Here is a 22,744-nt window from a genome sequence, read left to right as displayed (position 1 = left end):
GCACCCGCGGCCCTGCTGCGATTATCGGACCTCACCGGCCTGCATGGTCTGCTGCAGCTGCTGACTGTCGGTTGTCACCGACAGCGTGCCATTTACCGTCGGACGCAGTGGCTGATCAGCGCGTAACGCACCGCTGAGTTGCAGCTGCATATTGCTGTCTCCCGTTAGCGGCAACGCGGGCCATCCCCAGTTCTGCAATACGTTCACCGGCACCGCACGACCGGTCAGCTGCAGCGTCAGCGGACGGGCGGATTGCTGGCCCACGGTGGCCGTTCCTTCGAGCAGTCCCTTGTTACTGAACGCGCTCAGCTCCGTTACCTGAATCTGCTTTGCGTCAGCACTCAGCGCAATGGATGGGTGACGCAGATCGGTACGGTTAAAGGTGGACTCCGCCGCGTTCAGGCTCAGCTTACCCGACCAGATCCCCCACTGATGCTGCTGCGCCAGTCGCAGATTCTCACCCGTGCCATCCAGTGATGTCAGCTGGAAAGGAAAGGCCGGATTGATATCGATAATCAGGTTCCGGTTCGACATGAAACGCGTCACCTCTACACTCTCCAGCCACGCGGGCAGGGTTGCCTGCCAGCGATCGCGCCAGTCCTGCGGCAGGGTATATTCCAGTCCGGCAACGGCCAGATTTTTCAGGGTCAGGCGTTTATCGCTGCGCGACCAGTCACCGTCAGCCCGAATCACACCGTTCGCCCAGCGTGAACTGAACTGCGTCAGTGCGATGCCCTGCGGAGAAAAATCCAGGTTAACGATAGGGTCGTTAAGCTCGAAACCCCCGTTGATAAAATTGCTGGCATTCAGCGCCAGTGAACCATCATTACTCTGCCAGTCGTCTCCCTGCCAGTTAACGTTTCTCAGCGTCAGGTCGAGGTCGGTTACCGCCCAGTCCGGTCCCTGCAGACGGGCATCGGTCAGATCGAGTCGCGTAATCGCGATGGAGGGAACCACCTGCAGGCTGTGCAGGAAATCTTTCAGACTGCTGGCCGTCTGCAGACGGATATCGTTCAGTCGCAGCTGGTTGATTTTCCAGTTGCCCTGGGCATCCCGTTCACCGTTACCGGTCATGGAGCCGCGCGCCAGATCGGCACCGATGTTGTCAAAGCGCATCCGGCCCTGGGACACACTTCCCTGAATCAGTACGTTCTCGCCCGCCACGTTGTTCAGCGTCATGCTGCCTGCGCTCATCTGGAAGCGGGCATCGCGGCCCAGCATATCGCGGGCGGTCGGTTTCCACGGCAGAATGCCGCCATTCACCTGCTGAGCAAACAGTGGTAACGCGCTGCCGGGGCTGTCGAGACGCATGTTATTGAGTTGCAGGCGGTCAGCCTGAATCGGAAGCGCGCTGTCTGGCGTCAGGTTAGCCAGATTCACTTCCCCGTCGCGCAGCTCAAGGCTGCTGAAATGCAGCGGATCGCTGAACTGAATCAGGGCCAGACCGAGATCGACCCGCTTTGCTACGAGTACTGCAGGCTGCCCATCGTGACCAAAGCTGAAATCATCCAGAATGATGTGAGAGGGCGAGGAGAAATTGTGTTCAATTTTACTCAGGGAGAGATGCCATTCGGTTTTGTCGCTCACCCACCGGCTAAACCAGCCTGCACCCCACTGTGTCTGCAGCAGCACATAGATCACCACCAGGGTGAAAAGCAGCAGTAACAGTATGGTGAGGAAAAACTTTCCAAGAAATTTCATCGCATCCTTCCCGCGTTCAATCCGGTGAGAGGTTGTTATGCCTGAATTACCGTTACAGCTCAACAGCCTGGATGTAAATACGAAGAAATAGCAGGCAGGCCGAAGCCTGCCCGTGGCCTTACTTCTCTGGCGGGAAAATCAGGTTGAGCAGGATAGCGGTAATACCGCCCGCGGCAATGCCCGAAGAGAGCAGGGTTTTCAGCCAGTCAGGGGCAAACTGCAGGATCAGTGGCTGCTGGGAAACACCCAGGCCCACGGCCAGCGACAGCGCGATAATCATGATGGCGCGGCGGTTGAGCGGCTCGCGTGACACGATGCGAACGCCCGAAGCAGCAATGGTGCCGAACATCACAATGGTGGCACCGCCAAGCACCGGCTCAGGGATCAGCTGCACCAGACCACTGACCGCCGGGAACAGCCCCAGCACAATCAGCATCAGCGCCACCACAAAGCCCACGTAGCGGCTGGCCACGCCGGTTAACTGAATCACCCCGTTATTCTGTCCGAAGCAGGAGTTAGGGAAGGTGTTAAACAGCGCAGAGACAAAGGAGTTCAGGCCATTCGCCAGCACGCCGCCCTTCAGGCGTTTCATATAGAGAGGGCCGCTCACCGGCTGCTCTGATACATCTGAGGTGGCCGTGATGTCGCCGATGGTCTCCAGTGAGGTCACCATAAACACCAGCATCAGGGGGATGAGCAGGTTCCAGTCGAAGCCCAGTCCGTAATAGAGCGGGCTGGGTACCCTGATCAGTGGCTGATCGGTCGGGAGACCTGAGGCAGGCAGCATGCCCATTGCCCAGGCCAGCAGATAGCCGACCGCCATCGCAATCACCAGGGAGGCGACACGCAGGTAAGGGTTTTTCTGCCGGTTAAGCAGCACGATCACCAGCAGCACCGCGCCGGCCAGCATCAGGTTTTTCGGCGCGCCAAAGGTGTGATCGTTAATCGCACCGAATCCCCCGCCGATAGAGGTGAGTCCCACCTGAATCAGCGACAGGCCGATAATCATGACCACGATACCGGACACCAGCGGGGTAATGATCCGGCGTGCCAGGTGCAGGACGCGGGACAGCACCATCTCAGTACAGGAGGCCACCATCAGCGTACCAAACAGGGCCGCCATCATGGTGGGAACATCCGCACCGCCGTTTTTCAGCGCCATCCCCCCCATGATTAAGGGGGTGACGAAGTTAAAGCTGGTTCCCTGAATCGACAGCAGGCCCGAACCGACCGGCCCCCAGGTTTTGATCTGCAGCAGTGATGCCACACCCGAGGCAAACAGCGACATGCTGATAATGTGCCGGGTGTCTTCTGCGGGCAGGCCCAGTGCCTGACAGATCAGTATCGCGGGCGTGATGACGGCAACAAACATGGCCAGCAGATGCTGAGCGGCAGCAAACAGCGTCTGCGGAAGGGGAGGACGATCGTCGAGGCGGTAAATCAGTTCGCTTTGCAGGGCGGAGGGCTGGTCTGGCTGCGGATTGGTGGACATCTTCTGCTCTTCCCGAAAAAGTGTGTGGCGATTGTAATCATCCGCAGCCCAAAAGCAATCGTTTGCCCGGCTGAGGTGAAAAGTGGGTGCGGGCAGGGGCGTGACTCAGACGTTGGTATAACGGGTATTTTCAGGCAGCCAGCGTTCAATCAGGGCGCTGGCCTGTTCGGGATAGTGCTGATGGATGTGACGCGCCACACGCTGAACTTCGGGCACCATCGCCTGATCGCGCAGCAGGTCGGCCACTTTAAACTCGGCGTTACCGGTCTGGCGGGTGCCCAGCAGCTCACCTGGCCCGCGTATCTCCAGATCGAACTGGGCAATGACGAAGCCATCGTTGCTGTCTCGCAGCACCTGCAAACGCTTCTGCGCCGTCTTGCTGAGCGGCGCTTTGTAGAGCAGCACACAGTGTGAAGCCACCGCACCGCGACCGACCCGGCCCCGCAGCTGATGCAGCTGTGCCAGGCCTAACCGTTCCGGATTCTCAATAATCATCAGGCTGGCGTTAGGCACGTCTACCCCGACTTCAATCACGGTGGTCGCCACCAGCAGTTGCAGCTCGTTTGCTTTAAACGCCTGCATCACCGCCTGTTTCTCGGCGGGTTTCATCCGGCCATGTACCAGGCCTATATTCAACCCAGGCAGGGCCGTTTTAAGGGCTTCCCAGCTCGCCTCTGCCGCCTGCGCCTCCAGTAATTCTGACTCTTCAATCAGGGTGCAGACCCAGTAGGCCTGACGCCCTTCGCGGCAGGCGTGTTCCACCCGTGCGACGATCTCATCCCGTCGGGAGTCGGGAATGGCCACGGTGGTCACCGGTGTGCGTCCCGGCGGCAGCTCGTCGATGGTCGAGGTATCCAGATCGGCATAGGCGGTCATCGCCAGGGTGCGCGGAATGGGGGTGGCGGTCATGATCAGCTGATGCGGATGGAAACCCTGCTCCTCACCTTTTTCCCACAGCGCGAGGCGCTGGTGGACGCCGAACCGGTGCTGTTCATCAATGATGACCAGCGCCAGTCCCTTAAACTGTACCTGTTCCTGAAACAGAGCATGGGTGCCGACGACCATCGCCACCTGACCGCTGGCGATCGCTTCCTGCTGCGCCTGACGCGCTTTGCCTTTCTGTTTCCCGGCCAGCCAGCCGACTTCAATTCCCAGCGGCGCAAACCACTGACGGAAGTTACTGGCGTGCTGTTCAGCCAGCAGTTCGGTCGGTGCCATCAGCGCCACCTGTTTACCGTGGGCGATCACGTTCAGCGCAGCGAGCGCAGCCACCAGCGTCTTGCCTGAGCCAACATCACCCTGCACCAGCCGCATCATCGGAAAGTCATTCGCCAGATCGTTTTCTATCTCCGCCACCACGCGCTTCTGCGCCTGGGTGGGCGAGAAGGGCAGCGCGGCCAGCAGCTGGTCACTCAGGTTATGGCGCGGCGGCATGGGCAACGCGTAATAGCGCTGCGCACCGGCGCGCACCGCCAGCATACTCAGGTTGTGCGCCAGCAGCTCTTCCAGAATCAGACGGCGCTGGGCCGGATGGCGGCCACTCTCCAGTTCGCTGAGCCGGAGGTCGGGTGGTGGGCGATGCAGCGTGCGTAAGGCATCGGGCAGGCTGATCAGACCGCCGCTCAGCTCCTGCGGCAGCAGTTCGGCTATCGGGCAGCTCTCCAGCAGCGTCAGCGCCTGATCGGTAAGATTACGCAGCGTGGCCTGGCGGATACCTTCGGTGGTGGGATAAACCGGCGTTAAGGTCTCTTCCAGCGTCACACTGCTCTGTTCGCCCTGGATGCGGTATTCAGGATGGATAATCTCAGCACCACGCTGGCCGCGCTTGATTTCACCATAGGCGGTAACGTGACGACCCGGCGACAGGTTGTTCTTCATACCGGCATTGAAATTGAAGAAGCGCATGGTCAGCACGCCGCTGCCATCGCTGATCTGGCAGACCATCATCCGGCGGCGACCAAAGGTGATATCCGTGTGCAGCACTTCGCCTTCTACGGTGGCCCAGATGCCAGGCAGCAGATCGTTAATGGCATAGAGCTGAGTGCGATCTTCGTAGCGCAGCGGGAGATGAAGCAGAAGATCCTGGATGGTGTGCAGGCCTATTCTGGCCAGCTTTGCTGCCTGGCTGGCACCGACGCCGGTCAGGGTACTGAGCGGGATGGCATCCAGCAGACGGCCTTTCATCGTCTTTTACCGGTCGATTGCATGGTGGCCCACCAGCTGGGATCGGCATCAACTTCACCCTGAGCGTTGATGCGCGGATAGGGCAACCCTTTCTGTCTGGCGACGCGTGCCAGCACCGGGAATCCGCCTTCGAACAGCAGGCGCTGCTGTTCCTCTTCGTCCAGCAGGCTGTAGTCGCGCAGATAGAGCCCCGCATTCTGCCGCTGCCGCTGTGCTTCGTACAGGATCAGCGCGCAGGCGACCGATACATTCAGCGACTGAACCATCCCCACCATCGGAATAACGATCTGCCGATCGGCCAGCGCCAGTGCTTCTTCGGTAATCCCGGTTTTTTCCTGTCCCATCAGGATGCAGGTCGGCAGGGTGTAATCGATCTCGCGGAAATCAACGGCATCCGCAGAGAGATGGGTCGCTAAAACCTGCATCTTCTGCTGTTTAAGCTGTTTTACGGCATCGCCGATGGTGGGATGGGTGACCACTTTCACCCAGCTGTTGCTGCCGGCAGAGGCAGAAGCCTGCGTGCGCATCCGCTGGCTGGGCCAGACCGCATGCACTTCGTGGATGCCCACGGCGTCGGCCGTGCGGATCACTGCGGAAACATTGTGCGGCTTATGCACCTGCTCCATACAGACCGTGAGATCGTGCTGGCGCAGTGCCAGCATCGCCTGAATCCGGGCAAAACGTTGATCGTTCATGCACTAATTACGGTTACGGTGGACTTTAATCACATCCGGCATCACGCGGATTTTCCGCATGATGTTGGCCAGATGGACGCGGTCACGCGCGGTCAGGCGGATAAAGGCGCTGTAAACGCGGCCATCGCGCTCTTCGGTATTCAGGCTCTGAATATTCGAGCCGGCGGTATTAATCGCCGCCGTCAGGTTAGCCAGCGCGCCCTGATGGTTAAACATGTCGACCTTGATCTCCGCCACGAACTCCTGCTCGGTGACTTTGTCCCACTCGACCGGCATGAATTTTTCGGGCTCTTTCTGATAGCCGCGAATATTCCGGCAGGATTCGTGATGCACCACCAGCCCTTTTCCGGGGCTGACGTGGGCCACAATCGGGTCACCAGGAATAGGGCGGCAGCATTTGGCGAAGGTAATCAATACGCCATCGGCGCCCTTGATCGGCAGCTTACCGCGTTTGCTGTTGCTGATCGTCTTGTTGTCAGCCTGCAGCAGGTTCTTCGCCACCACCACGCTCATCGCGTTGCCCAGACCGATCTCGGCCAGCAGATCGTCGAGCGAGGTCAGCTTCATACGATCCAGCTCCTGGCGGATATTCTCAGCCGGGATTTCAGCCAGTTTACGGCTGCCGCCCAGCGCATGGCTGAGCAGGCGGCGACCCAGATTGACCGAGTCTTCGCGCTTAAGATTTTTCAGCAGCTGACGGATTTTGGCACGGGCTTTGGAGCTGACGACGAAGTTAAGCCATGCGGCGTTAGGCCGGGCGCCTGGGGCGGTAATGATCTCAATCGTCTGCCCGCTGGTCAGCGGCTGCGACAGCGGATAAGGCTGGCGATCGACGCGCGCGCCGACGCAGGCATGACCAATATCGGTATGAACCGCATAGGCGAAGTCCACCGGCGTCGCGCCGGTGGGCAGTTCCACAATGCGGCCTTCAGGCGTAAAGACGTAGATCTCGTCAGGAAAGAGATCGGACTTCACGCTCTCAATAAATTCAAATGAGCTGCCCGCACTCTGTTGCAGCTCCAGCAGGCTTTGCAGCCAGCGCTGGGCGCGAATCTGTGCGGTGGTGCCACTTTCGCCCGCCTGTTTGTAGGCCCAGTGCGCAGCAACCCCCATCTCCGCCATCTGATCCATATCCTCGGTGCGAATCTGCACTTCAACCGGCACGCCGTGCGGGCCAATCATGGAGGTATGGAGCGACTGATAGCCGTTAGCTTTGGGGATGGCGATGTAATCTTTCACGCGACCCGGACGCGGCTTATAGAGGCTGTGCATCTGGCCCAGAACGCGATAGCAGGTATCCAGGTCTTTCACGATGACGCGAAAGGCGTAGATATCCATAATCGAGTGAAAACGCTGCTCTTTCAGCGTCATTTTGCGGTAGATCGAGTAAAGATGCTTTTCACGGCCGCTGACGCGGCAGGGGATGCCCGCTTCCTGTAAACGGCCATCAATCTCAGAAAGAATCTTCTGGATCATCTCTTTACGGTTACCGCGCGCGGCTTTCACCACCTCTTTAATCACCCGATAGCGGTTCGGATAGAGGGCCTCAAAACCGAGCTCTTCCAGCTCCGTTTTCAGATGGTGAATACCCAGGCGGTGCGCCAGCGGACTGTAAATCTCTAACGTCTCCAGCGCGATGCGGCGACGTTTGTCCGGGCGTAATGACCCCAGGGTGCGCATATTGTGGGTGCGGTCAGCCAGCTTGATGAGAATGACGCGGATATCCTGCACCATCGCCATAATCATCTTGCGGAAGTTCTCTGCCTGCGCCTCTTTCTTGTCGCGGAATTTCAGCTTATCCAGCTTGGAAACGCCTTCGACCAGTTCCGCCACGCTTTTACCGAACAGCTGTTCCATGTCCTGGTAAGTGGCAGGCGTATCTTCGATGACGTCATGCAGCAGCGCGGCCATGAGGGTCTCATGGTCGAGCTTCATTTCCGCCAGAATACAGGCCACGGCCACCGGATGGGTGATATAAGGCTCACCGCTGGAGCGTGTCTGTCCCTCGTGGGCATCACGTGCGACAAGGTAGGCTTGCTGGAGGCGCTTGATCTGCTCCTCTGGCAAGTATTTTTCAATCAGTTGATTGAGGCTCTCAAACAGATACAAGGGCGACCTGCAGGTGGCTGTTAACGACGACCTTCAGCGATAGCGGTAACGGCCTGTAACTCAGCGGCTTCCTGCTCTTGCTGTTCCTGACGATCACGCACATCTAAAATCTGATTGGTGACCAGACCTTCTTCGATTTCGCGCAGAGCGATAACGGTAGGTTTGTCGTTCTCTTCCGGAACCAGCGGATCTTTACCGCCAACCTGCATCTGACGTGCACGACGTGCAGCGACCAACACCAGGTCAAAACGATTACCAACTTTTTCTACTGCGTCCTGAACGGTTACGCGTGCCATAGGTGTGCTACTCCACAGATGAAGAAATGACTGCGCATCATACTGAAACTGTATTCAGACTGCCAACAGTTTGCTGATTAAAGCATCGTGACGCGCCTTCTGACGTGCCATGCGCAGACGTTCTGCGCGAATGATGGTTTTCAGATCGGACAGCGCCAGATCGAAATCATCATTCACAATTAAATAGTCATATTCGGCGTAGTGGCTCATTTCCGCGACGGCCTGCGCCATGCGGCGCGTGATGACCTCTTCGCTGTCCTGGCCACGACCGCGCAGACGGCGATCGAGCTCTTCTTTCGACGGCGGCAAAACGAAGATGCTGCGTGCGCCGGGCATTTTCGCGCGAATCTGCTGCGCGCCCTGCCAGTCGATATCGAGAAAAACATCCACGCCGGTCGCCAGCACCTGCTCAATTGCCTGACGTGAGGTGCCGTAGTAATTGTCGAAAACTTTGGCGTGTTCGAGAAAAGCCTCTTCCTCAATCATCCGCTCAAATTCATGTTTTTCAACAAAGAAGTAGTGTTCGCCATGGGTTTCACCCGGACGCATACCGCGCGTCGTGTGCGAAACAGAGACCTGCGTGTCATACAACGGCTGGGTCTTTAACAGTGCCTGAATCAGGCTGGATTTACCTGCGCCGCTGGGAGCAGAAACAATATAGAGCGTGCCTTGAGCCATGGTTTTCTTGAATTGATTAAAAGCGGAGTCGATTTCCTGCACAGTATACACAGCTTCCGGTTGCCACGCAGCGTTTGCGCAGCGGCAATAGCCAGTTTTTGCGCATCCTGACGCAATGACCTGTCGTGCCGCTGCAATAGCGGGCAGATGACGACAGCCTCTCTTCCATCTTTGTACATTGCCGCTGGCTGGTGCTGATGGCCTGAGGTTGAATGCCACAAAACCTCAGGAGAGAGAAGATGAAAGGAGTTGGCTGGAGGCTGTTTGGTGTGGCGCTGGGATTCGTCCTCTGTCCGGCGCACAGCGCCCTGTGTCCGGTCTGGACCCCCATCCGGGCGGAGAAAGAGATCGCTCGCCTGCAGCAGCAGCTGCAACACTGGGACGAGGCCTACTATCAGCAGGGGCAGAGCCCGGTGGCGGACAGCGATTACGATGCGCTGCAGCAGCGCCTGAATCACTGGCAGCACTGCTTCAGTCCTTCGCAGCCTGCCTATACACCGCAACTGCCACGCAAGGGAGAACATCTGCATCCGGTTGCGCATACCGGCGTGAAAAAGCTGCGGGACAAGCTGGCTCTGGCCTACTGGATGCAGGGACGGCACGATCTCTGGGTACAGCCGAAAGTCGATGGCATTGCTGTTTCGCTGGTTTATCGCCAGGGCCGGCTGGTTTCCCTGTTGAGTCGCGGCGATGGCTTACGCGGTGAAGAGTGGCTGAGTAAAGCCGCTGAGATTCCGGCGATCCCACAGCATATCGACACCCGCCTTGACGAGGTGGTGCTGCAGGGTGAGCTTTTCCTGTCGATGACCGGTCATCAGCAGGCAACGGATGGCGGCAGGAATGCGCGCGCGCAGGTGGCGGGTGCCATGATGAGCAAAACGCGGACTCCGCTGCGGCAGTCGCTCGATATCTTTATCTGGGCCTGGCCCGATGGTCCCGCCGCAATGACGGAACGCCTGCAGCAACTCAGCCGCTGGGGACTGGGTGTGGCGGAAAAATGGAGTCACCGGGTAAACGACGAAGAGGATGTCGCCGCCTGGCGAACGCGCTGGTTCCATGCTGTGCTGCCTTTTGTGACTGACGGTGTGGTGGTACATCAGGCCCAGCGACCTGCGGGTAAAAACTGGCTGCCGGGCGAGGGGAGCTGGGCCGTTGCCTGGAAATATGATCCTCCTGAAGTGAGCGCGGAAGTGCTCTCGGTCGATTTCCCCATCGGCCGGACCGGTAAAATCGCGGCGGTTCTCAATCTGCAGCCGGTTCAGCTGGATGATAAGACCGTCAGACGGGTCAGCATCGGATCGCTGCGTCGCTGGCAGGAGATGGACATCGTTGCAGGCGATCTGATTACGCTGAGCCTGGCGGGCCAGGGTATTCCCCGGCTGGAGCGGGTGATCTGGCGCGTGACAGAAAGGTACTACCCTCAGCCTCCCGATGTGGCGCGCTACACGCCGCTGAGCTGTTTCACCTTCAGTGCCGCATGTCAGAAACAGCTGCTGGCAAAATTACGCTGGCTCAGCCAGAAAGCGGTGCTGAATATTCCGGGCGTAGAGCGCAGCACCTGGCTGCGCTTACTGGAAAGCGGCGCAATGACGCACCTCTTTGGCTGGCTGACGTTAACACCGGAACAGATCGCCGCCGCAACAGGCCTCTCTCCGGAACGGGCAATGGCGATCTGGCACCGCTTTAATCTCACCCGCCAGCAGCCCCTTCGCCGCTGGGTGGCGGCGTCCGGCGTTTCGCTACCACGCAAGGCGCTGAACACGCTGCCCGACAGGCAGTGGGAAAGCTTAACGCAGCGGGATGTGATGGCCTGGCAGACCCTGCCGGGTGTGGGCGCAGCACTGGCCCGGCGCCTCGTTGCGCAGTTTCATGATGCCCGGCTGCAGGCCGTGATCGCATTCCTGCAGCAGCAGAACATCCCCGCTTCCTCAATGCTCGGGATGGGGATAGTTGAAAATGGGCAAACCGAGACGGAAGCGCAGCGCCAGTAAGCGCGCAAAGAATCCGAACAGCAGAGTAATGATGATGACGGCTTCATGCGCCAGGGTTGTTTTCAGCAGCAGGATATACATCCAGCCCGAGGCGAAGGCGATACCGGCGTAGAGCTCTTTCTGAAACACCAGCGGAATGCGATTGCAGAACATGTCGCGCAGTACGCCGCCGAAGACACCCGTAATCACCGCGCTGATGGCGGCAATAATCATGGCATGTCCGGAATCCAGAGCAACCTGTGCGCCAATGATGGAGAAGACCACCAGGCCCAGCGCATCCAGCACCAGAAACACTTTGCGCAGGTGCGTCATCAGGGGAGCCACGAATGTCGTCACCACCGCTGCTGCCGCAACGATCATGATGTATTCAGGGTGCTTTACCCATCCCAGCGGATAGTGACCGAGCAGAATATCGCGCACTGACCCGCCGCCTATGGCGGTCACCGAGGCGATAATAATGACGCCGAACAGATCCATTTTGCGGCGACCGGCCGCCAGCGCGCCGGTCATGGCTTCGGCGGTAATACCAATGATGTAGAGAACAGTCAGTAACATAGCAGGCTCCAGTGAGACGGCGACAAGGCTACGGCATTACCTTAGCGCCAGCGACTGAGATTTTCTGGCGAGCGGCGTCCGGGATGAGCGCAGTTTATACCAGCCAGCGATGGCGTCAGCATATAAAGGCTCTCTGACGAGCGGACTGAGCTGAACGCATGAGAAAAACTGAGATGAAGGCGCAGAGATCCGGGGCATGTTTCTGTCCGGATTGCGCTTACGCAGAACGGGGGACGTCGTGACCGCAAAGGCTTTTTCGCTACCCGGCGGAGATTCATCCGGACAGGAAGGAATAAGCAGAGGTGAGGATAGAGGAAATAACCGGTCACAGGGAAAAGATATCCGGCGCAATAAAAAAGAAAGGCGTGCTGGTTAACAGCACGCCAACGCATCGTTTCGGATGCTCAGAGCCCACCTTACAGACTTATTATATTATTTGTTTCTTGCACGAATTTTAGCAAAGGCATTCAGGCTAAAACGATATTCTGGCTGGAACCATGAACGACCGTAGTAGCAGTAAATCAGCATGCGAATAGACGCCATCGCCAGATAACCCCAGATTGCACATAATACGGAAGGTGTCAGCCAGACGGTAAATAAGGTCACGCCCAGTCCGGCCAGTACTGACGATGTTTCCGCAAAGGCGATACGGGTGTACTGTTTTTCGCGCTGTAATATCGCACGATAATGCTGGCCCTGTGGAATAATAATAAAGACCACTGAGACCATCTGCAGCATTAATGCCAGCTCGGGCTGATCAAACAGGTTACTGAGCAGATGGCTGCCAGAAAAGAGCAGGCCAAATATTGCCACACCCACCAGGACATTCCCCCAGTAAAGGATGGACAGATCATTGATCGAGAGCATGCAGCGGCGGATCAGTGAGTTTGAGAAGCCCCGATCGGCCAGCGTATCGATAGCCAGCAGAGCAATCACGGCAATCGCCAGCAGGTTCAGTTCGTTTGCCTGCAGAATCTGCGCCAGCAACGAAAGCTGCAGAACGCCGATGCCAATAATTTTAATGGAAGAGAGCAGAGACCATTTTGCGCTATTAAGACTGCTTTCGCGTATTGCCATAATATACTCGTTAGAGTCCCGCGACTCTGTGAGAATGTTGTCTTTGTGCAACGGCAAGAGGTGATTGCTGTGACACCGTTAATGAGTGCAATTCTTTCTGAGCGGAGTCCTGGAAAAATTTATCAGGCTTGCCCTGTTATTATGTGCTGCTTTAAATAATCCCGGAAAGTATCCCTGGTAAAGTCCCTGTTTCGTGTCATGGCGGAATTCCCTGCTGTCACAAAGAATTCCGCCAGATCACGAATAAATCCTGTTGTTGTTTTATATTCTCCTGCCAGCATCCTTGCGGCAAACTCAACGCTTTCATTTAAAGATTCGCTGAGCGGTCCATGACTTTTTACTGCTTTATCATTATGGGTATTGCTGTGTGTGAAATGATTTATACATTGTTTTATTTAATTTAACACCATAAGAAAAGTCTGATAACGGGGCCGCAGAAATAAATGGTTTCACTTTGTGCATGATAAATATTAAATCCTCAGTGGTGGCATAATAAACGCCGATTAAGGATTAATGTGTGCAGGAAACAATCAAAACATGCAGGAGACATTAAAAGCCCTGAAATCCCGGGGAATCCCTGCTTCTGACAGGGTTTTCCCAGGAATTTTCCTGGAAGGGAAGCTTAAGCAGGGTTGTTACTAATGGTGAAGGCGCGGTCATCAATCAGATAAGTGCTTTATGCTTTATCCGCGCAAATTTTTCTGTTTTTTTTCATTACCGGCCAGCCATAACTACAGAAAGAAATCGCGCTAAGTTATTGATTTACTGAGTCAGCAAATGATTAAGTTTTTCCAGATCGTTGCTAACCCATTCAATATCCTGCTTAAATTTCTCATCAGAGGTAAATGGCTGGCGATAGACCGTCACCATCACTTCGGCGCCCTGTTCATTTGCTATCACGCGCATAGGCACGTAAATCTCTCTGCCAGAGCCGCTATCAATCCAGTGATCCATCACACCAAACGGATTATGGGGCGAGAAACGGAGCTTCACATTTCCCTGCGGGCCTTTAGCACGCCAGCGATTGCCATCAGGTTCTAACGCGCTGTGCGTCAGGCCGGAAGCCCACTTAGGAAAAAATTCGGGCTTCCAGATGGTTTCATAGAGATCTAACCAGTGGCGCGGAATCGTCAGGCTCAGCGTGCGCGAGGAGAGCATATAACCTCCGGGGGAGAAGCAAAAAAGCATTAAAGCACGGCCACCGGTATGTTAAAACGTTGTAACGACAGAAGTGTGGTGCTGGCAGGGTTTCGTACAGGGCGCAGACAGCGTAAGGCGCTGTCTGCAACGGATTCAGATGAAGTTACCGCGCGCAGACACCGCCTGTTCTTCACTCTGGCCGGTGGCGTGACGCAGAACAAAGCCATCTGACTGGGCCATTACGGCGCAACTGTGATTGGGGAAAATGCGCAGCAGCGTGCCGACTTCAGGGCGATGATGCTGATAAAGCAGGAACCCATGTTCTTCCGATAGTTTCGTAACCTCATAGGTCTGACCTGCTTCATCCACGGCAATGCCAAAGCCGCTGGCATTGGTGCCGTGCGGCCCTTTATCCGAACTCAGCATTTTTGATCCTGCATCCACAATCACAAAGTGATCGTTCACCGCGACCACACGGGTAATCACGCTCATTGCCAGCTGATCGACGTGGCTTAAACCGAGACGGCAGGCGGTCAGATCCAGCAGGGCATAATTGCCGGGCCGGATTTCCCTGGTGCCGGGCGCAATATCTGCCGCCAGCGCGGTCGGGGTTGAGCCGACAGAAACAGGGCAGTCGCCAAACCCGGCAGCCTGCAACTTTAACTGCAGTCGCTGCATCAGGGCCATTTCCTGTCGGGCAATCTCAGCGATGGCCGCGACATGACCGGCACCATAAGCGTGACCGGCATGCGACACCAGTCCGGCAAAACGTAACCCTTTGTCCCGCAACGCCTGCGCTATCTCCTCAGCTTCATCGCTCTCAGGATTGACGCCAATCCGGTGTAAACCGACATCAACTTTAATCGCCACCGCCAGTTTGCATTGCGGTTGCTGCTGCCAGGCCGCAGCTATCGCCTCCACACCCTGCAGTCTGTCCGCAATCAGTGTGACTTTCGCCTGGTACTGCACGGCGAGACGCAGTAATTCTGCCACGCTCTGTGGTTGCACCACCGGATAGGCTAACAGCAGATCGCGAATGCCACCCTGAATGAAGGTGATGCCTTCGCTGGGTTTAGAAACGGTGACGCCCTGTGCGCCGAGCGCAAGCTGCTGCTGAGCAATCCAGACGCTTTTATGCGTTTTGATATGAGGGCGAAGTGCAACGCCGGCCGCCTGTGCTTTTTGCTGCATCTGCTGCAGGTTCTGCTCCAGTCGCGCTGCATCCACTTCAATATAGGGGGTGAGACGGTCATCAATCAGCGGCCGCTGCCACTGCTGTTTATCGTTGATATCCATATGAAGGTCCGGCCTTGAGGTAATAAGGGTGTTTATGATTGCTGAATTAACGATCTGATACCAGTCTGCCCACTCGCCGCGTGAGTCCGGACAGCAGGAATGGCAGGAACAGGTTAAGCAAAGCCCGACAGGGAACCGGAAGAAGGCGCGAACGCCAGACCGCAGGAAGGAGAAGCTGAAAAAATAAAGCAGGCGCGTGGCCTGCTTTATCCGTTAATTCAGACGTAGAGCGATGCTTCGCCCGGTGGCCGGGTTTTGAAGCGACGATGCAGCCAGAGATACTGCTCGGGCGCTCGCAGGATCTGATTCTCAATGACTTTATTCATATAAGCCGCGGCCGCTGCTTCATCCGTATGCGGGTAGTTTTCCAGCATCGGTTCAATAATCAGGTGGTAGCCATAATTATCGGGATTACGAATCAGCATAATCGGCACCATCGCGGGCTTCGCCAGACGCGACAGGACAAACGTCCCGTTGGTGGTGGCGGCTTTTTCTACCGCAAACAGTGGCGCAAAGGTGCTGCCTTTAGGGCCGTAATCCTGGTCCGGTGCAAACCAGACCGATTCACCCTGTTTCAGCGCATGCACCATACCGCGCAGGTCGCGACGGTCGATCATCGCTTTGTTTGAACGCATCCGACCCCGGGTCTGCACATACTCCATCGCCTGATTGTTATGCGGGCGATACATCGCCATCATCGGCTGGCAGAGACCGCTGATGCGACCGCCCAGTTCCAGCGACATAAAATGCACGCCAATCAGCATCACGCCACGCTTTTCGTTCTGCGCCGCATGAAGATTTGCCATCCCGGTGACATTAAACAGACGCCTTACAGCACGATCTGACCAGAACCAGGCGATACCGGTTTCTGCCAGTGCCATGCCCAGTGAGGCAAAATTGCCGGCGATCATCGCCTCTGTTTTTTCTTCACTGATGCCCGGAAAGCAGAGTTCAATATTCCGGCGAGTGATGCGCTCGCGACGCTGCAGGAAATGACGGGAGATCTTGCCTGCACCGGCACCCAGACGCATAAGAAGAGGGTAGGGAAGCTGGACGATGAGCCACAGCACACTAAGACCAAACCAGGTAAACCAATAACGCGGATGCAGCAGCGAGCTGCTAAATTTTCCGGTGTTTTTCATTAAAACCTTCATGAGATAAATGGATGCATCGCATAAAGAACACTTCCATAAAGTCTCCAGGCGCTACAGCTGTACTGATTTCGACCAGCACTTTATCAAAAAGTGCCTTCAAAGAAAGGGAAACTACTGACTCCACAGGATTGACCAGTTTCATGGAGCGAGCGCATTGAGGGTGTTCAGAAGAGGATTTTATAGAAAAGTCTCCTTAATTCAGTGCATTAGAAGATGTAGTTCTGAAAGGAAAAACGTGACAAATGACCGTTCAGGAACAGTCCGGAAATGATTATTTATCTATCTTTACGAAATTATGCGGCAGTTAAGCAGCACTATCCTTCTGTATACCACTACATCTCAGCCCACCTTGTACAAAATGTGAGTAAGCTGCCATCGCTGACGCTTACTCACTTTCCACCATATAAAGGCTTACTCAATATTAAGAATCTGAAGGTTGATTGTTTGAAATTAGTAATACATATCAATTAAGTGACTGATTTATTGCGATTTATTTGATTTTTCTCACTAAGTCACTCTTCAGTGAGCACTTCTACAATCTCGTCGGCTAACATGCTCACTTAATGGTTGTCGTAAATTGCTCACCTTTGACCAGTTCACCAGAAGGTTTTCGATAGTAAGACTCGCCATCAAGTCGGTAGTAAGTGTATCCATCTTTTGTTTTTGTGATGTCCATGATCCAGTTTGACTTGTCTATACAATTTTCATCTGATTTCATGTCATCAAAGCACAGTAAGTAGTCAGTGTCGTGGTCTGGAAAAGCACCTGAGTTTTTAGGAGCGAGCTTTTGATACTTACCATCGGATTTCCAGATTGAAACATTGTAGGTTTCACGGGAAAAAATGGTGTTGACTCCATTTTTATCCCACCATTTTATTTTATCACTATCTGAGAAAGGCATGTTTTTAACCAAAAAATCTTTTCTGGTATCAGAACCATGAATTGCTAGCACTTTTGGAGAATTAAAGAAGCTAACATAAAATAATGCTAACATTGTCAATGCCACTATGAAAACTGTACTCTTTTTGAATCTCATTAATTTCTCCTGCTATTTATTTCAAACTCAGCTTTCATATTTGTTAAGAAAGGTTTGAAAGCGAAGTGTTCCCATCTTTGAAGGACAAACCAAATACGAAACGCTCTGATAAAATGAAACTTAGGATTCATGATGTCATTTTTATCGAGGCCGAAATGATCTTGCCCTGTAAATGTTATTTTTGCTACATAACCATTATCAGTTATATCGAGCTGATTTATCTGTATGTTTGTAGCATGAATATCATGTATCGACATGCCTAATCCATTGAAGCTGTCAGCCCATCTATTGAACTTGGGAAGTATCGAATTTCTTAAAGCCTGTGTTATTAAATATTTATCTGTATCTGATAAGCTTTTTTGTCCAGAAAACAAAATCTTATCTAATGAAGACTTAATTACAGTAAGGGGGGAAAGTGGCGAAGATTGTCCGTTCAAAATTAGATTTTTATATGCGCTATCAAGAAAAGGGCTGGAATAAATCTTTCCATTGCCGTGATAAAGATGCTTTACAAGATTGTTGAATATTTGGTGCTGTCCAAGATAATATGCAGGCATAGAAACACGAAGAAACTCATTGAAAAGAAGTTCAGCCATTTCTGCTCTGGATTTTTGACGGGTATCCCGGAATGAGTTGAAGATTGATACTTCTTTTCCAGTCCAGGGATCAACCACATCAGAAACATCATCCAGACCCAAATCGCCTCTGAGTTGCTTCTCAGTAAGATCACCACACTTCATATCATCAGTACTATAATCGTTAAACTTATGCTTTGTTTGATAGATCGTAGCAGGCAACGTTAATACTGACATGATAACCTCCTTGTGATATCAATATTTCGTACTCAATTTTAAAATTATTAAATATTTCAGAATCGCTACATCTGTAAAAACTGAACCCTTGTTTATTACAGTACAGCTCATAAAGCTACCACTCTAAAGATAGAACCGATCCCTGCAATGCTAAACGGCATAATTGAGAAAGTGAAGTGGTATGTGTCTCACTTTTCATTTTGATTCGGTTTTTCCTGCTGAATTAACCGGAACTCAGGACCTATTTAAAAGCCCATTTAACATGGGCTTATGGATATCGGTGGATAGATATAAATATTACTCGATATTCTGAATCTGCTCGCGCATCTGCTCGATCAGCACTTTCAGCTCAATGGCTGAAGCGGTGATATCGGCGTTAATCGATTTTGACGCCAGCGTGTTTGATTCGCGATTAAACTCCTGCATCATGAAATCGAGACGACGGCCCACGGCCTCTTTCTTTTTCAGGATGTTATAAGTCTCTTTAACGTGCGCATCCAGACGATCCAGCTCTTCAGCGACGTCAACACGCTGCGCCATCATCACCAGCTCCTGCTCAAGGCGATTATTTTCCAGCTGGACTTCCGCATCTTCCAGCTTAGCGACGAGGCGCTCGCGCTGCCATTTGATCACTTCAGGCATCTGTGCGCGAACCTTACTGACTTCCTGTGAAACGCCTTCCAGACGCTGTTCAATCATCGCTTTCAGCGCGGTGCCTTCGCTTTCGCGAGCTGCAACGAAGTTATCCAGCGCATTGTCCAGCGCCTGCAATAACTGCGTGTTGATGGCATCCAGATCCTGCTCCTGGGCAGACATCACGCCAGGCCAGCGCAGAATATCCAGCGGATTAATCGCACCTTCATCGCTCTGCATTTTGACCCAGTTAGCGGCCTGAACCAGCTGTTTTGCCAGCGTTTCGTTCAGCATCAGCTCGCCCTGTGCGCTGGGATCGGCGTCATAACGCAGGTTGCACTCGATTTTCCCGCGCGTCAGACGCTGGCGAATGCGCTCGCGGATAACCGGCTCCAGCCCGCGAAACTGTTCCGGCAGGCGGATGTAGGTTTCCAGATAACGCTGGTTCACGGAACGCAGCTCCCAGGCGGCGCTGCCCCATTCGCCTTTGGCTTCGCTGCGGGCATAAGCGGTCATACTGCGGATCATAAGTGGCACTCTTTTACGGAAAGATGGGTGAAGTATAGCGAGGCGAGCCACGGCATAACAGGCATAAGCGTCTCACTGGGCAATAACGAACGCTTTACGCCTTCAGTGACAGCCACTTATGATGACCACTGACCCCCTGTGTGAGGATTACTGATCGATGTCTCGCGTGATTGCTCTTCCCGTTATGCTGGCGCTGCTGCTGTCAGGTTGCCAGACTCGCCATCCGGCACCCACTAAACCGCAACCAATCTGCGCGGGTGGCGACATGATGATGCAGACCACCTTGTGGTTTGGACTGAGCAAGCCTGATGGCGGTACGGTCAGCTCACTCGACTGGATGAACTTTGTGGACAATGAGGTCACGCCACGCTTCAAATCGGGTCTGTCGGTCTATGACGCTAAAGGTCAGTGGCTGGGGGAAAACGGGAAGCTGGCACGAGAAAACAGTAAAGCGCTGATGTTGATCCACGGCATCGATCCCGCCATCAACCATGATATTGAGGCGCTACGCAGCCTCTATAAAAAACGCTTTCATCAGGAGTCGGTCATGCGGGTGGATGCGCCCGTCTGTGTCGGGTTCTAGGGCGAAGGGGCGGCAGAGCCACCGCCCCTGCATCATCAGATAAACAGACCGGCAAAGGCCGCAGAAAGCAGGCTGACCAGCGTAGAGCCGTAAACCAGCTTCCAGCCAAAGCGGGACACCACATTACCCTGCGTCTCGTTCAGACCTTTTATCGCCCCCGCCACGATGCCGATTGAGGCGAAGTTGGCGAAGGAGACCAGAAAGACCGACAGAATCCCCAGTCCGCGTGCGCTCATACCTGCCGCCACCTTCTGCAGCTCGATCATCGCCACAAACTCATTTGCCACCAGCTTTGTCGCCATAATAGTGGCCGCCTGCAGGGCATCGGCTTTGGGAATGCCAATCAGCCAGGCCAGCGGATAGAACAGATAGCCGAGCAGCTGCTGGAAGCTGTACCCGAACAGCGCCGCGAACAGCGCGTTAACGGCAGCAATCAGGGCGATAAAGCCAATCAGCATGGCCAGGATGATCATGGCCACTTTGAAACCCGCCAGGATGTACTCGCCGAGCATCTCAAAGAAGCTCTGCTCTTCATGCAGTTTTTCCAGGGCGATAGGCTGCTCATCCTGCTGTTTCATCGGGTTGATGATCGACAGGATAATAAAGGTGCTGAACATGTTAAGCAGCAGTGCGGCAACCACATACTTTGCTTCGATCATCGACATGTAGGCGCCGACAATCGACAGCGACACGGTAGACATCGCGGTCGCCGCCATGGTGTATATCCGGCGCGGCGGGATATCACCGAGGATCCCTTTATAGGCGATAAAGTTTTCCGACTGACCGAGAATCAGCGTGCTGACGGCATTGAACGATTCCAGCTTGCCCATACCGTTAATTTTCGACAGCAGCGTTCCGAAAATACGGATCAGCAGCGGCAGGATACGCCAGTGCTGCAATATGCCGATTAGCGCGGAAATAAAGACAATCGGGCAGAGCACACCGAGGAAAATAAAGGCCAGCCCCTGTTTGCTCATGCCGCCAAACACGAACTCCGTGCCCTGTGCAGCGAAGCCCAGCAATGTCTCAAAGAAGCCGGCGAACGAACTGACCAGCGCCAGCCCTCCGGCAGAGTGAAGGAAGAACCAACCCAGCGCGGCTTCCACCACAATCAGTTGAATAATAAAGCGCAGGCGAATCTGTTTACGGTCATGACTGACCAGCAGCGCAAGGGCGAAAATCACCACCAGCGCCAGCAGGAAATGAAGAATGGCGGCCATATGTCTTTTTAATCAGAGTGAAAGGAACGCGCATTTAGCCACAGCTGGCGCGGAATTTCATCTGGAGCCTGCGCCCGACCAGCGCAAGAGACAGCGGGCAAGGAAGTCCGTATAATGCGCAGCCAATCATTAGCAAGCCGGAGATAACCCATGCGTCCAGCAGGCCGTCGCGCACAGCAGGTGCGTCCAGTCACATTGACCCGCAATTACACCAAACACGCAGAGGGTTCCGTTCTGGTGGAGTTCGGCGAAACGAAAGTGCTTTGCACTGCCTCCGTAGACGAAGGGGTTCCGCGTTTCCTTAAAGGGCAGGGCCAGGGCTGGATAACAGCTGAATATGGCATGCTGCCGCGTTCGACCCACAGCCGCATGGCGCGTGAGGCCGCAAAAGGCAAGCAGGGTGGCCGCACGCTGGAAATTCAGCGTCTGATTGCCCGCTCACTGCGCGCCGCCGTCGATCTGAAAGCGCTGGGGGAGTTTACGATTACACTCGACTGTGACGTGATCCAGGCCGATGGCGGCACCCGCACCGCGTCCATCACCGGCGCCTGTGTGGCGCTGGCCGACGCGCTGAACAAACTGGTCGCCAGCGGCAAGCTGAAAGCCAATCCGATGAAAGGCATGGTCGCCGCTATTTCCGTAGGGATCGTGGCGGGCGAAGCGCTGTGCGATCTGGAGTATGTGGAAGATTCAGCCGCAGAAACCGACATGAACGTCGTGATGATGGAAGATGGCCGCATGATTGAGGTTCAGGGCACCGCCGAAGGCGAGCCGTTCAGCCATGAAGAGCTGCTGGCACTACTGGCGCTGGCACGCGGCGGAATTGAGGAGTTAATTCAGGCGCAGAAAGCGGCACTGAACAGTTGATGTAACAGGCGACCACAGAGTCGCCTTTTCTTTATTTGAGGAGTGAGAAATGAAAGCCTGGCAGCGTCAGTTTATTGAATTCGCCCTGAACAAACAGGTGCTGAAGTTCGGTGAGTTCACTTTAAAGTCCGGACGTAAAAGTCCCTATTTCTTTAACGCCGGTCTGTTTAACAGCGGACGGGATTTAGCGCTGCTGGGACGCTTCTACGCGCAGGCGCTGGTGGATGGCGCTGTCGATTTCGATCTGCTCTTTGGCCCGGCCTACAAAGGTATTCCGATTGCGACCACCACCGCGGTGGCGCTGGCGGATCATCATGACCGCGACGTGCCTTACTGCTTCAACCGCAAAGAAGCCAAAGATCACGGCGAAGGCGGCCTGCTGGTGGGCAGCCCGCTGCAGGGCAAAGTGATGCTGGTTGATGACGTGATCACCGCAGGTACGGCGATTCGTGAGTCGATGGATATCATTGGCGCGCACAACGCTACGCTGGCGGGCGTGCTGGTTTCGCTTGATCGTCAGGAGCGTGGCCGTGGTGACATGTCAGCCATTCAGGAAGTGGAACGTGATTATGGCTGTAAGGTGACGGCGATTATTACGCTGGCAGACCTGATTACGTGGCTGGAAGAGAAGCCGGAGATGGCCGATCACCTGGCTCAGGTGCGTGCCTATCAGCAGGCGTACGGGATTTAACCCGGG

21 protein-coding genes are annotated in these 22,744 nt (G+C 54.8%); 4 read left to right on the top strand and 17 right to left on the bottom strand.

The genetic code is table 11. From position 1 onward, the window contains the following. Nucleotides 1-21: 21 nt before the first annotated feature. The 7 genes from F3I47_RS21240 to gmk form a co-directional block, all read right to left on the bottom strand. The gene (locus F3I47_RS21240) at nt 22-1,701 is read right to left on the bottom strand and encodes an AsmA family protein (protein ID WP_150030358.1); all 1,680 of its coding nucleotides are present in this window, start codon (nt 1,699-1,701) and stop codon (nt 22-24) included. A gap of 118 nt (nt 1,702-1,819) precedes the next feature. After that, nucleotides 1,820-3,193 (bottom strand): uracil-xanthine permease family protein, encoded by a 1,374-nt coding sequence (locus tag F3I47_RS21235; RefSeq protein WP_046100872.1) that lies wholly within the window; start codon nt 3,191-3,193, stop codon nt 1,820-1,822. 105 nt (nt 3,194-3,298) lie between these two features. After that, nucleotides 3,299-5,377 (bottom strand): ATP-dependent DNA helicase RecG, encoded by a 2,079-nt coding sequence (gene recG / locus F3I47_RS21230; protein WP_046100871.1) that lies wholly within the window; start codon nt 5,375-5,377, stop codon nt 3,299-3,301. After that, nucleotides 5,374-6,072: a tRNA (guanosine(18)-2'-O)-methyltransferase TrmH gene (gene trmH / locus F3I47_RS21225; protein ID WP_009088135.1), complete on the bottom strand. Its 699-nt coding sequence runs from the start codon at nt 6,070-6,072 to the stop codon at nt 5,374-5,376. The genes recG and trmH overlap by 4 nt, the downstream gene beginning before the upstream one ends. Before the next feature lie 3 nt (nt 6,073-6,075). Next, nucleotides 6,076-8,181 carry a bifunctional GTP diphosphokinase/guanosine-3',5'-bis pyrophosphate 3'-pyrophosphohydrolase gene (gene spoT / locus F3I47_RS21220; RefSeq protein ID WP_009088134.1) on the bottom strand — a complete coding sequence of 702 codons (2,106 nt, stop codon included), beginning with the start codon at nt 8,179-8,181 and terminating at the stop codon, nt 6,076-6,078. 20 nt (nt 8,182-8,201) lie between these two features. Continuing rightward, nucleotides 8,202-8,477 carry a DNA-directed RNA polymerase subunit omega gene (gene rpoZ / locus F3I47_RS21215; RefSeq protein ID WP_003851346.1) on the bottom strand — a complete coding sequence of 92 codons (276 nt, stop codon included), beginning with the start codon at nt 8,475-8,477 and terminating at the stop codon, nt 8,202-8,204. 54 nt (nt 8,478-8,531) lie between these two features. Further along, complete coding sequence (gene gmk / locus F3I47_RS21210; RefSeq protein ID WP_009088132.1) at nt 8,532-9,155, bottom strand: guanylate kinase; 624 nt, start codon at nt 9,153-9,155, stop codon at nt 8,532-8,534. Nucleotides 9,156-9,394: 239 nt separating this feature from the next. On the opposite strand from gmk, the gene ligB reads away from it, so the two are divergent. Further along, the gene (ligB, locus tag F3I47_RS21205; RefSeq protein ID WP_150030359.1) at nt 9,395-11,146 is read left to right on the top strand and encodes an NAD-dependent DNA ligase LigB; all 1,752 of its coding nucleotides are present in this window, start codon (nt 9,395-9,397) and stop codon (nt 11,144-11,146) included. On the opposite strand, the gene F3I47_RS21200 is transcribed toward ligB, so the two are convergent. The 9 genes from F3I47_RS21200 to F3I47_RS21165 form a co-directional block, all read right to left on the bottom strand. Continuing rightward, complete coding sequence (locus tag F3I47_RS21200) at nt 11,084-11,701, bottom strand: trimeric intracellular cation channel family protein (protein WP_009088129.1); 618 nt, start codon at nt 11,699-11,701, stop codon at nt 11,084-11,086. The genes ligB and F3I47_RS21200 overlap by 63 nt on opposite strands. Before the next feature lie 432 nt (nt 11,702-12,133). Further along, nucleotides 12,134-12,778, bottom strand: coding sequence for an oligosaccharide flippase family protein (locus F3I47_RS21195; protein WP_111207998.1), 645 nt, complete (start codon nt 12,776-12,778; stop codon nt 12,134-12,136). A 762-nt stretch (nt 12,779-13,540) separates the two neighbouring features. Beyond that, nucleotides 13,541-13,936 (bottom strand): hypothetical protein, encoded by a 396-nt coding sequence (locus F3I47_RS21190; RefSeq protein WP_009088126.1) that lies wholly within the window; start codon nt 13,934-13,936, stop codon nt 13,541-13,543. 135 nt (nt 13,937-14,071) lie between these two features. Then, nucleotides 14,072-15,214: an alanine racemase gene (locus tag F3I47_RS21185; RefSeq protein ID WP_150030360.1), complete on the bottom strand. Its 1,143-nt coding sequence runs from the start codon at nt 15,212-15,214 to the stop codon at nt 14,072-14,074. A gap of 218 nt (nt 15,215-15,432) precedes the next feature. After that, nucleotides 15,433-16,356 carry a kdo(2)-lipid IV(A) palmitoleoyltransferase gene (lpxP, locus tag F3I47_RS21180; RefSeq protein WP_009088122.1) on the bottom strand — a complete coding sequence of 308 codons (924 nt, stop codon included), beginning with the start codon at nt 16,354-16,356 and terminating at the stop codon, nt 15,433-15,435. Then, nucleotides 16,334-16,510 (bottom strand): hypothetical protein, encoded by a 177-nt coding sequence (locus tag F3I47_RS22400; RefSeq protein ID WP_158000249.1) that lies wholly within the window; start codon nt 16,508-16,510, stop codon nt 16,334-16,336. Before F3I47_RS22400 ends, lpxP begins: the two co-directional genes overlap by 23 nt. 414 nt (nt 16,511-16,924) lie before the next feature. Then, nucleotides 16,925-17,404: a DUF943 family protein gene (locus tag F3I47_RS21175; protein ID WP_150030361.1), complete on the bottom strand. Its 480-nt coding sequence runs from the start codon at nt 17,402-17,404 to the stop codon at nt 16,925-16,927. Then, entirely contained in the window at nt 17,404-18,216 is an 813-nt protein-coding gene (locus tag F3I47_RS21170; RefSeq protein ID WP_150030362.1) for a DUF3289 family protein, read from the bottom strand. Before F3I47_RS21170 ends, F3I47_RS21175 begins: the two co-directional genes overlap by 1 nt. A gap of 297 nt (nt 18,217-18,513) precedes the next feature. After that, entirely contained in the window at nt 18,514-19,377 is an 864-nt protein-coding gene (locus tag F3I47_RS21165) for a YicC/YloC family endoribonuclease (protein ID WP_009088118.1), read from the bottom strand. A 157-nt stretch (nt 19,378-19,534) separates the two neighbouring features. Between F3I47_RS21165 and F3I47_RS21160 the strand changes: the two genes are divergently transcribed. Further along, nucleotides 19,535-19,960 carry a DUF3574 domain-containing protein gene (locus tag F3I47_RS21160; RefSeq protein ID WP_150030363.1) on the top strand — a complete coding sequence of 142 codons (426 nt, stop codon included), beginning with the start codon at nt 19,535-19,537 and terminating at the stop codon, nt 19,958-19,960. Nucleotides 19,961-19,995: 35 nt separating this feature from the next. Here F3I47_RS21160 and F3I47_RS21155 read toward each other — a convergent pair whose 3' ends face one another. After that, nucleotides 19,996-21,180, bottom strand: coding sequence for a NupC/NupG family nucleoside CNT transporter (locus tag F3I47_RS21155; protein WP_150030364.1), 1,185 nt, complete (start codon nt 21,178-21,180; stop codon nt 19,996-19,998). A 150-nt stretch (nt 21,181-21,330) separates the two neighbouring features. Here F3I47_RS21155 and rph point away from each other — a divergent pair, with 150 nt between their 5' ends. Together rph and pyrE are read left to right on the top strand one after the other, a co-directional pair. Then, entirely contained in the window at nt 21,331-22,047 is a 717-nt protein-coding gene (gene rph, locus F3I47_RS21150) for a ribonuclease PH (RefSeq protein WP_009088115.1), read from the top strand. A gap of 49 nt (nt 22,048-22,096) precedes the next feature. Further along, nucleotides 22,097-22,738, top strand: coding sequence for an orotate phosphoribosyltransferase (gene pyrE, locus F3I47_RS21145; protein ID WP_009088114.1), 642 nt, complete (start codon nt 22,097-22,099; stop codon nt 22,736-22,738). Nucleotides 22,739-22,744 lie beyond the last annotated feature (6 nt).

Source organism: Pantoea sp. M_10 (genome assembly GCF_008631515.1).
Taxonomy (GTDB): domain Bacteria; phylum Pseudomonadota; class Gammaproteobacteria; order Enterobacterales; family Enterobacteriaceae; genus Pantoea; species Pantoea anthophila.
Note: the sequence above shows the minus strand (reverse complement) of the source record. Positions and strands in the feature narration are given on the sequence as shown.

What these genes read in the sequence shown, in the direction of transcription:
- F3I47_RS21240 (WP_150030358.1), bottom strand. Translation starts at nt 1,701, where the DNA reads ATGAAATTTCTTGGAAAGTTTTTCCTCACCATACTGTTACTGCTGCTT.
- F3I47_RS21235 (WP_046100872.1), bottom strand. Translation starts at nt 3,193, where the DNA reads ATGTCCACCAATCCGCAGCCAGACCAGCCCTCCGCCCTGCAAAGCGAA.
- recG (WP_046100871.1), bottom strand. Translation starts at nt 5,377, where the DNA reads ATGAAAGGCCGTCTGCTGGATGCCATCCCGCTCAGTACCCTGACCGGC.
- trmH (WP_009088135.1), bottom strand. Translation starts at nt 6,072, where the DNA reads ATGAACGATCAACGTTTTGCCCGGATTCAGGCGATGCTGGCACTGCGC.
- rpoZ (WP_003851346.1), bottom strand. Translation starts at nt 8,477, where the DNA reads ATGGCACGCGTAACCGTTCAGGACGCAGTAGAAAAAGTTGGTAATCGT.
- gmk (WP_009088132.1), bottom strand. Translation starts at nt 9,155, where the DNA reads ATGGCTCAAGGCACGCTCTATATTGTTTCTGCTCCCAGCGGCGCAGGT.
- ligB (WP_150030359.1), top strand. Translation starts at nt 9,395, where the DNA reads ATGAAAGGAGTTGGCTGGAGGCTGTTTGGTGTGGCGCTGGGATTCGTC.
- F3I47_RS21200 (WP_009088129.1), bottom strand. Translation starts at nt 11,701, where the DNA reads ATGTTACTGACTGTTCTCTACATCATTGGTATTACCGCCGAAGCCATG.
- F3I47_RS21195 (WP_111207998.1), bottom strand. Translation starts at nt 12,778, where the DNA reads ATGGCAATACGCGAAAGCAGTCTTAATAGCGCAAAATGGTCTCTGCTC.
- F3I47_RS21190 (WP_009088126.1), bottom strand. Translation starts at nt 13,936, where the DNA reads ATGCTCTCCTCGCGCACGCTGAGCCTGACGATTCCGCGCCACTGGTTA.
- F3I47_RS21185 (WP_150030360.1), bottom strand. Translation starts at nt 15,214, where the DNA reads ATGGATATCAACGATAAACAGCAGTGGCAGCGGCCGCTGATTGATGAC.
- lpxP (WP_009088122.1), bottom strand. Translation starts at nt 16,356, where the DNA reads ATGAAAAACACCGGAAAATTTAGCAGCTCGCTGCTGCATCCGCGTTAT.
- F3I47_RS22400 (WP_158000249.1), bottom strand. Translation starts at nt 16,510, where the DNA reads ATGAAACTGGTCAATCCTGTGGAGTCAGTAGTTTCCCTTTCTTTGAAG.
- F3I47_RS21175 (WP_150030361.1), bottom strand. Translation starts at nt 17,404, where the DNA reads ATGAGATTCAAAAAGAGTACAGTTTTCATAGTGGCATTGACAATGTTA.
- F3I47_RS21170 (WP_150030362.1), bottom strand. Translation starts at nt 18,216, where the DNA reads ATGTCAGTATTAACGTTGCCTGCTACGATCTATCAAACAAAGCATAAG.
- F3I47_RS21165 (WP_009088118.1), bottom strand. Translation starts at nt 19,377, where the DNA reads ATGATCCGCAGTATGACCGCTTATGCCCGCAGCGAAGCCAAAGGCGAA.
- F3I47_RS21160 (WP_150030363.1), top strand. Translation starts at nt 19,535, where the DNA reads ATGTCTCGCGTGATTGCTCTTCCCGTTATGCTGGCGCTGCTGCTGTCA.
- F3I47_RS21155 (WP_150030364.1), bottom strand. Translation starts at nt 21,180, where the DNA reads ATGGCCGCCATTCTTCATTTCCTGCTGGCGCTGGTGGTGATTTTCGCC.
- rph (WP_009088115.1), top strand. Translation starts at nt 21,331, where the DNA reads ATGCGTCCAGCAGGCCGTCGCGCACAGCAGGTGCGTCCAGTCACATTG.
- pyrE (WP_009088114.1), top strand. Translation starts at nt 22,097, where the DNA reads ATGAAAGCCTGGCAGCGTCAGTTTATTGAATTCGCCCTGAACAAACAG.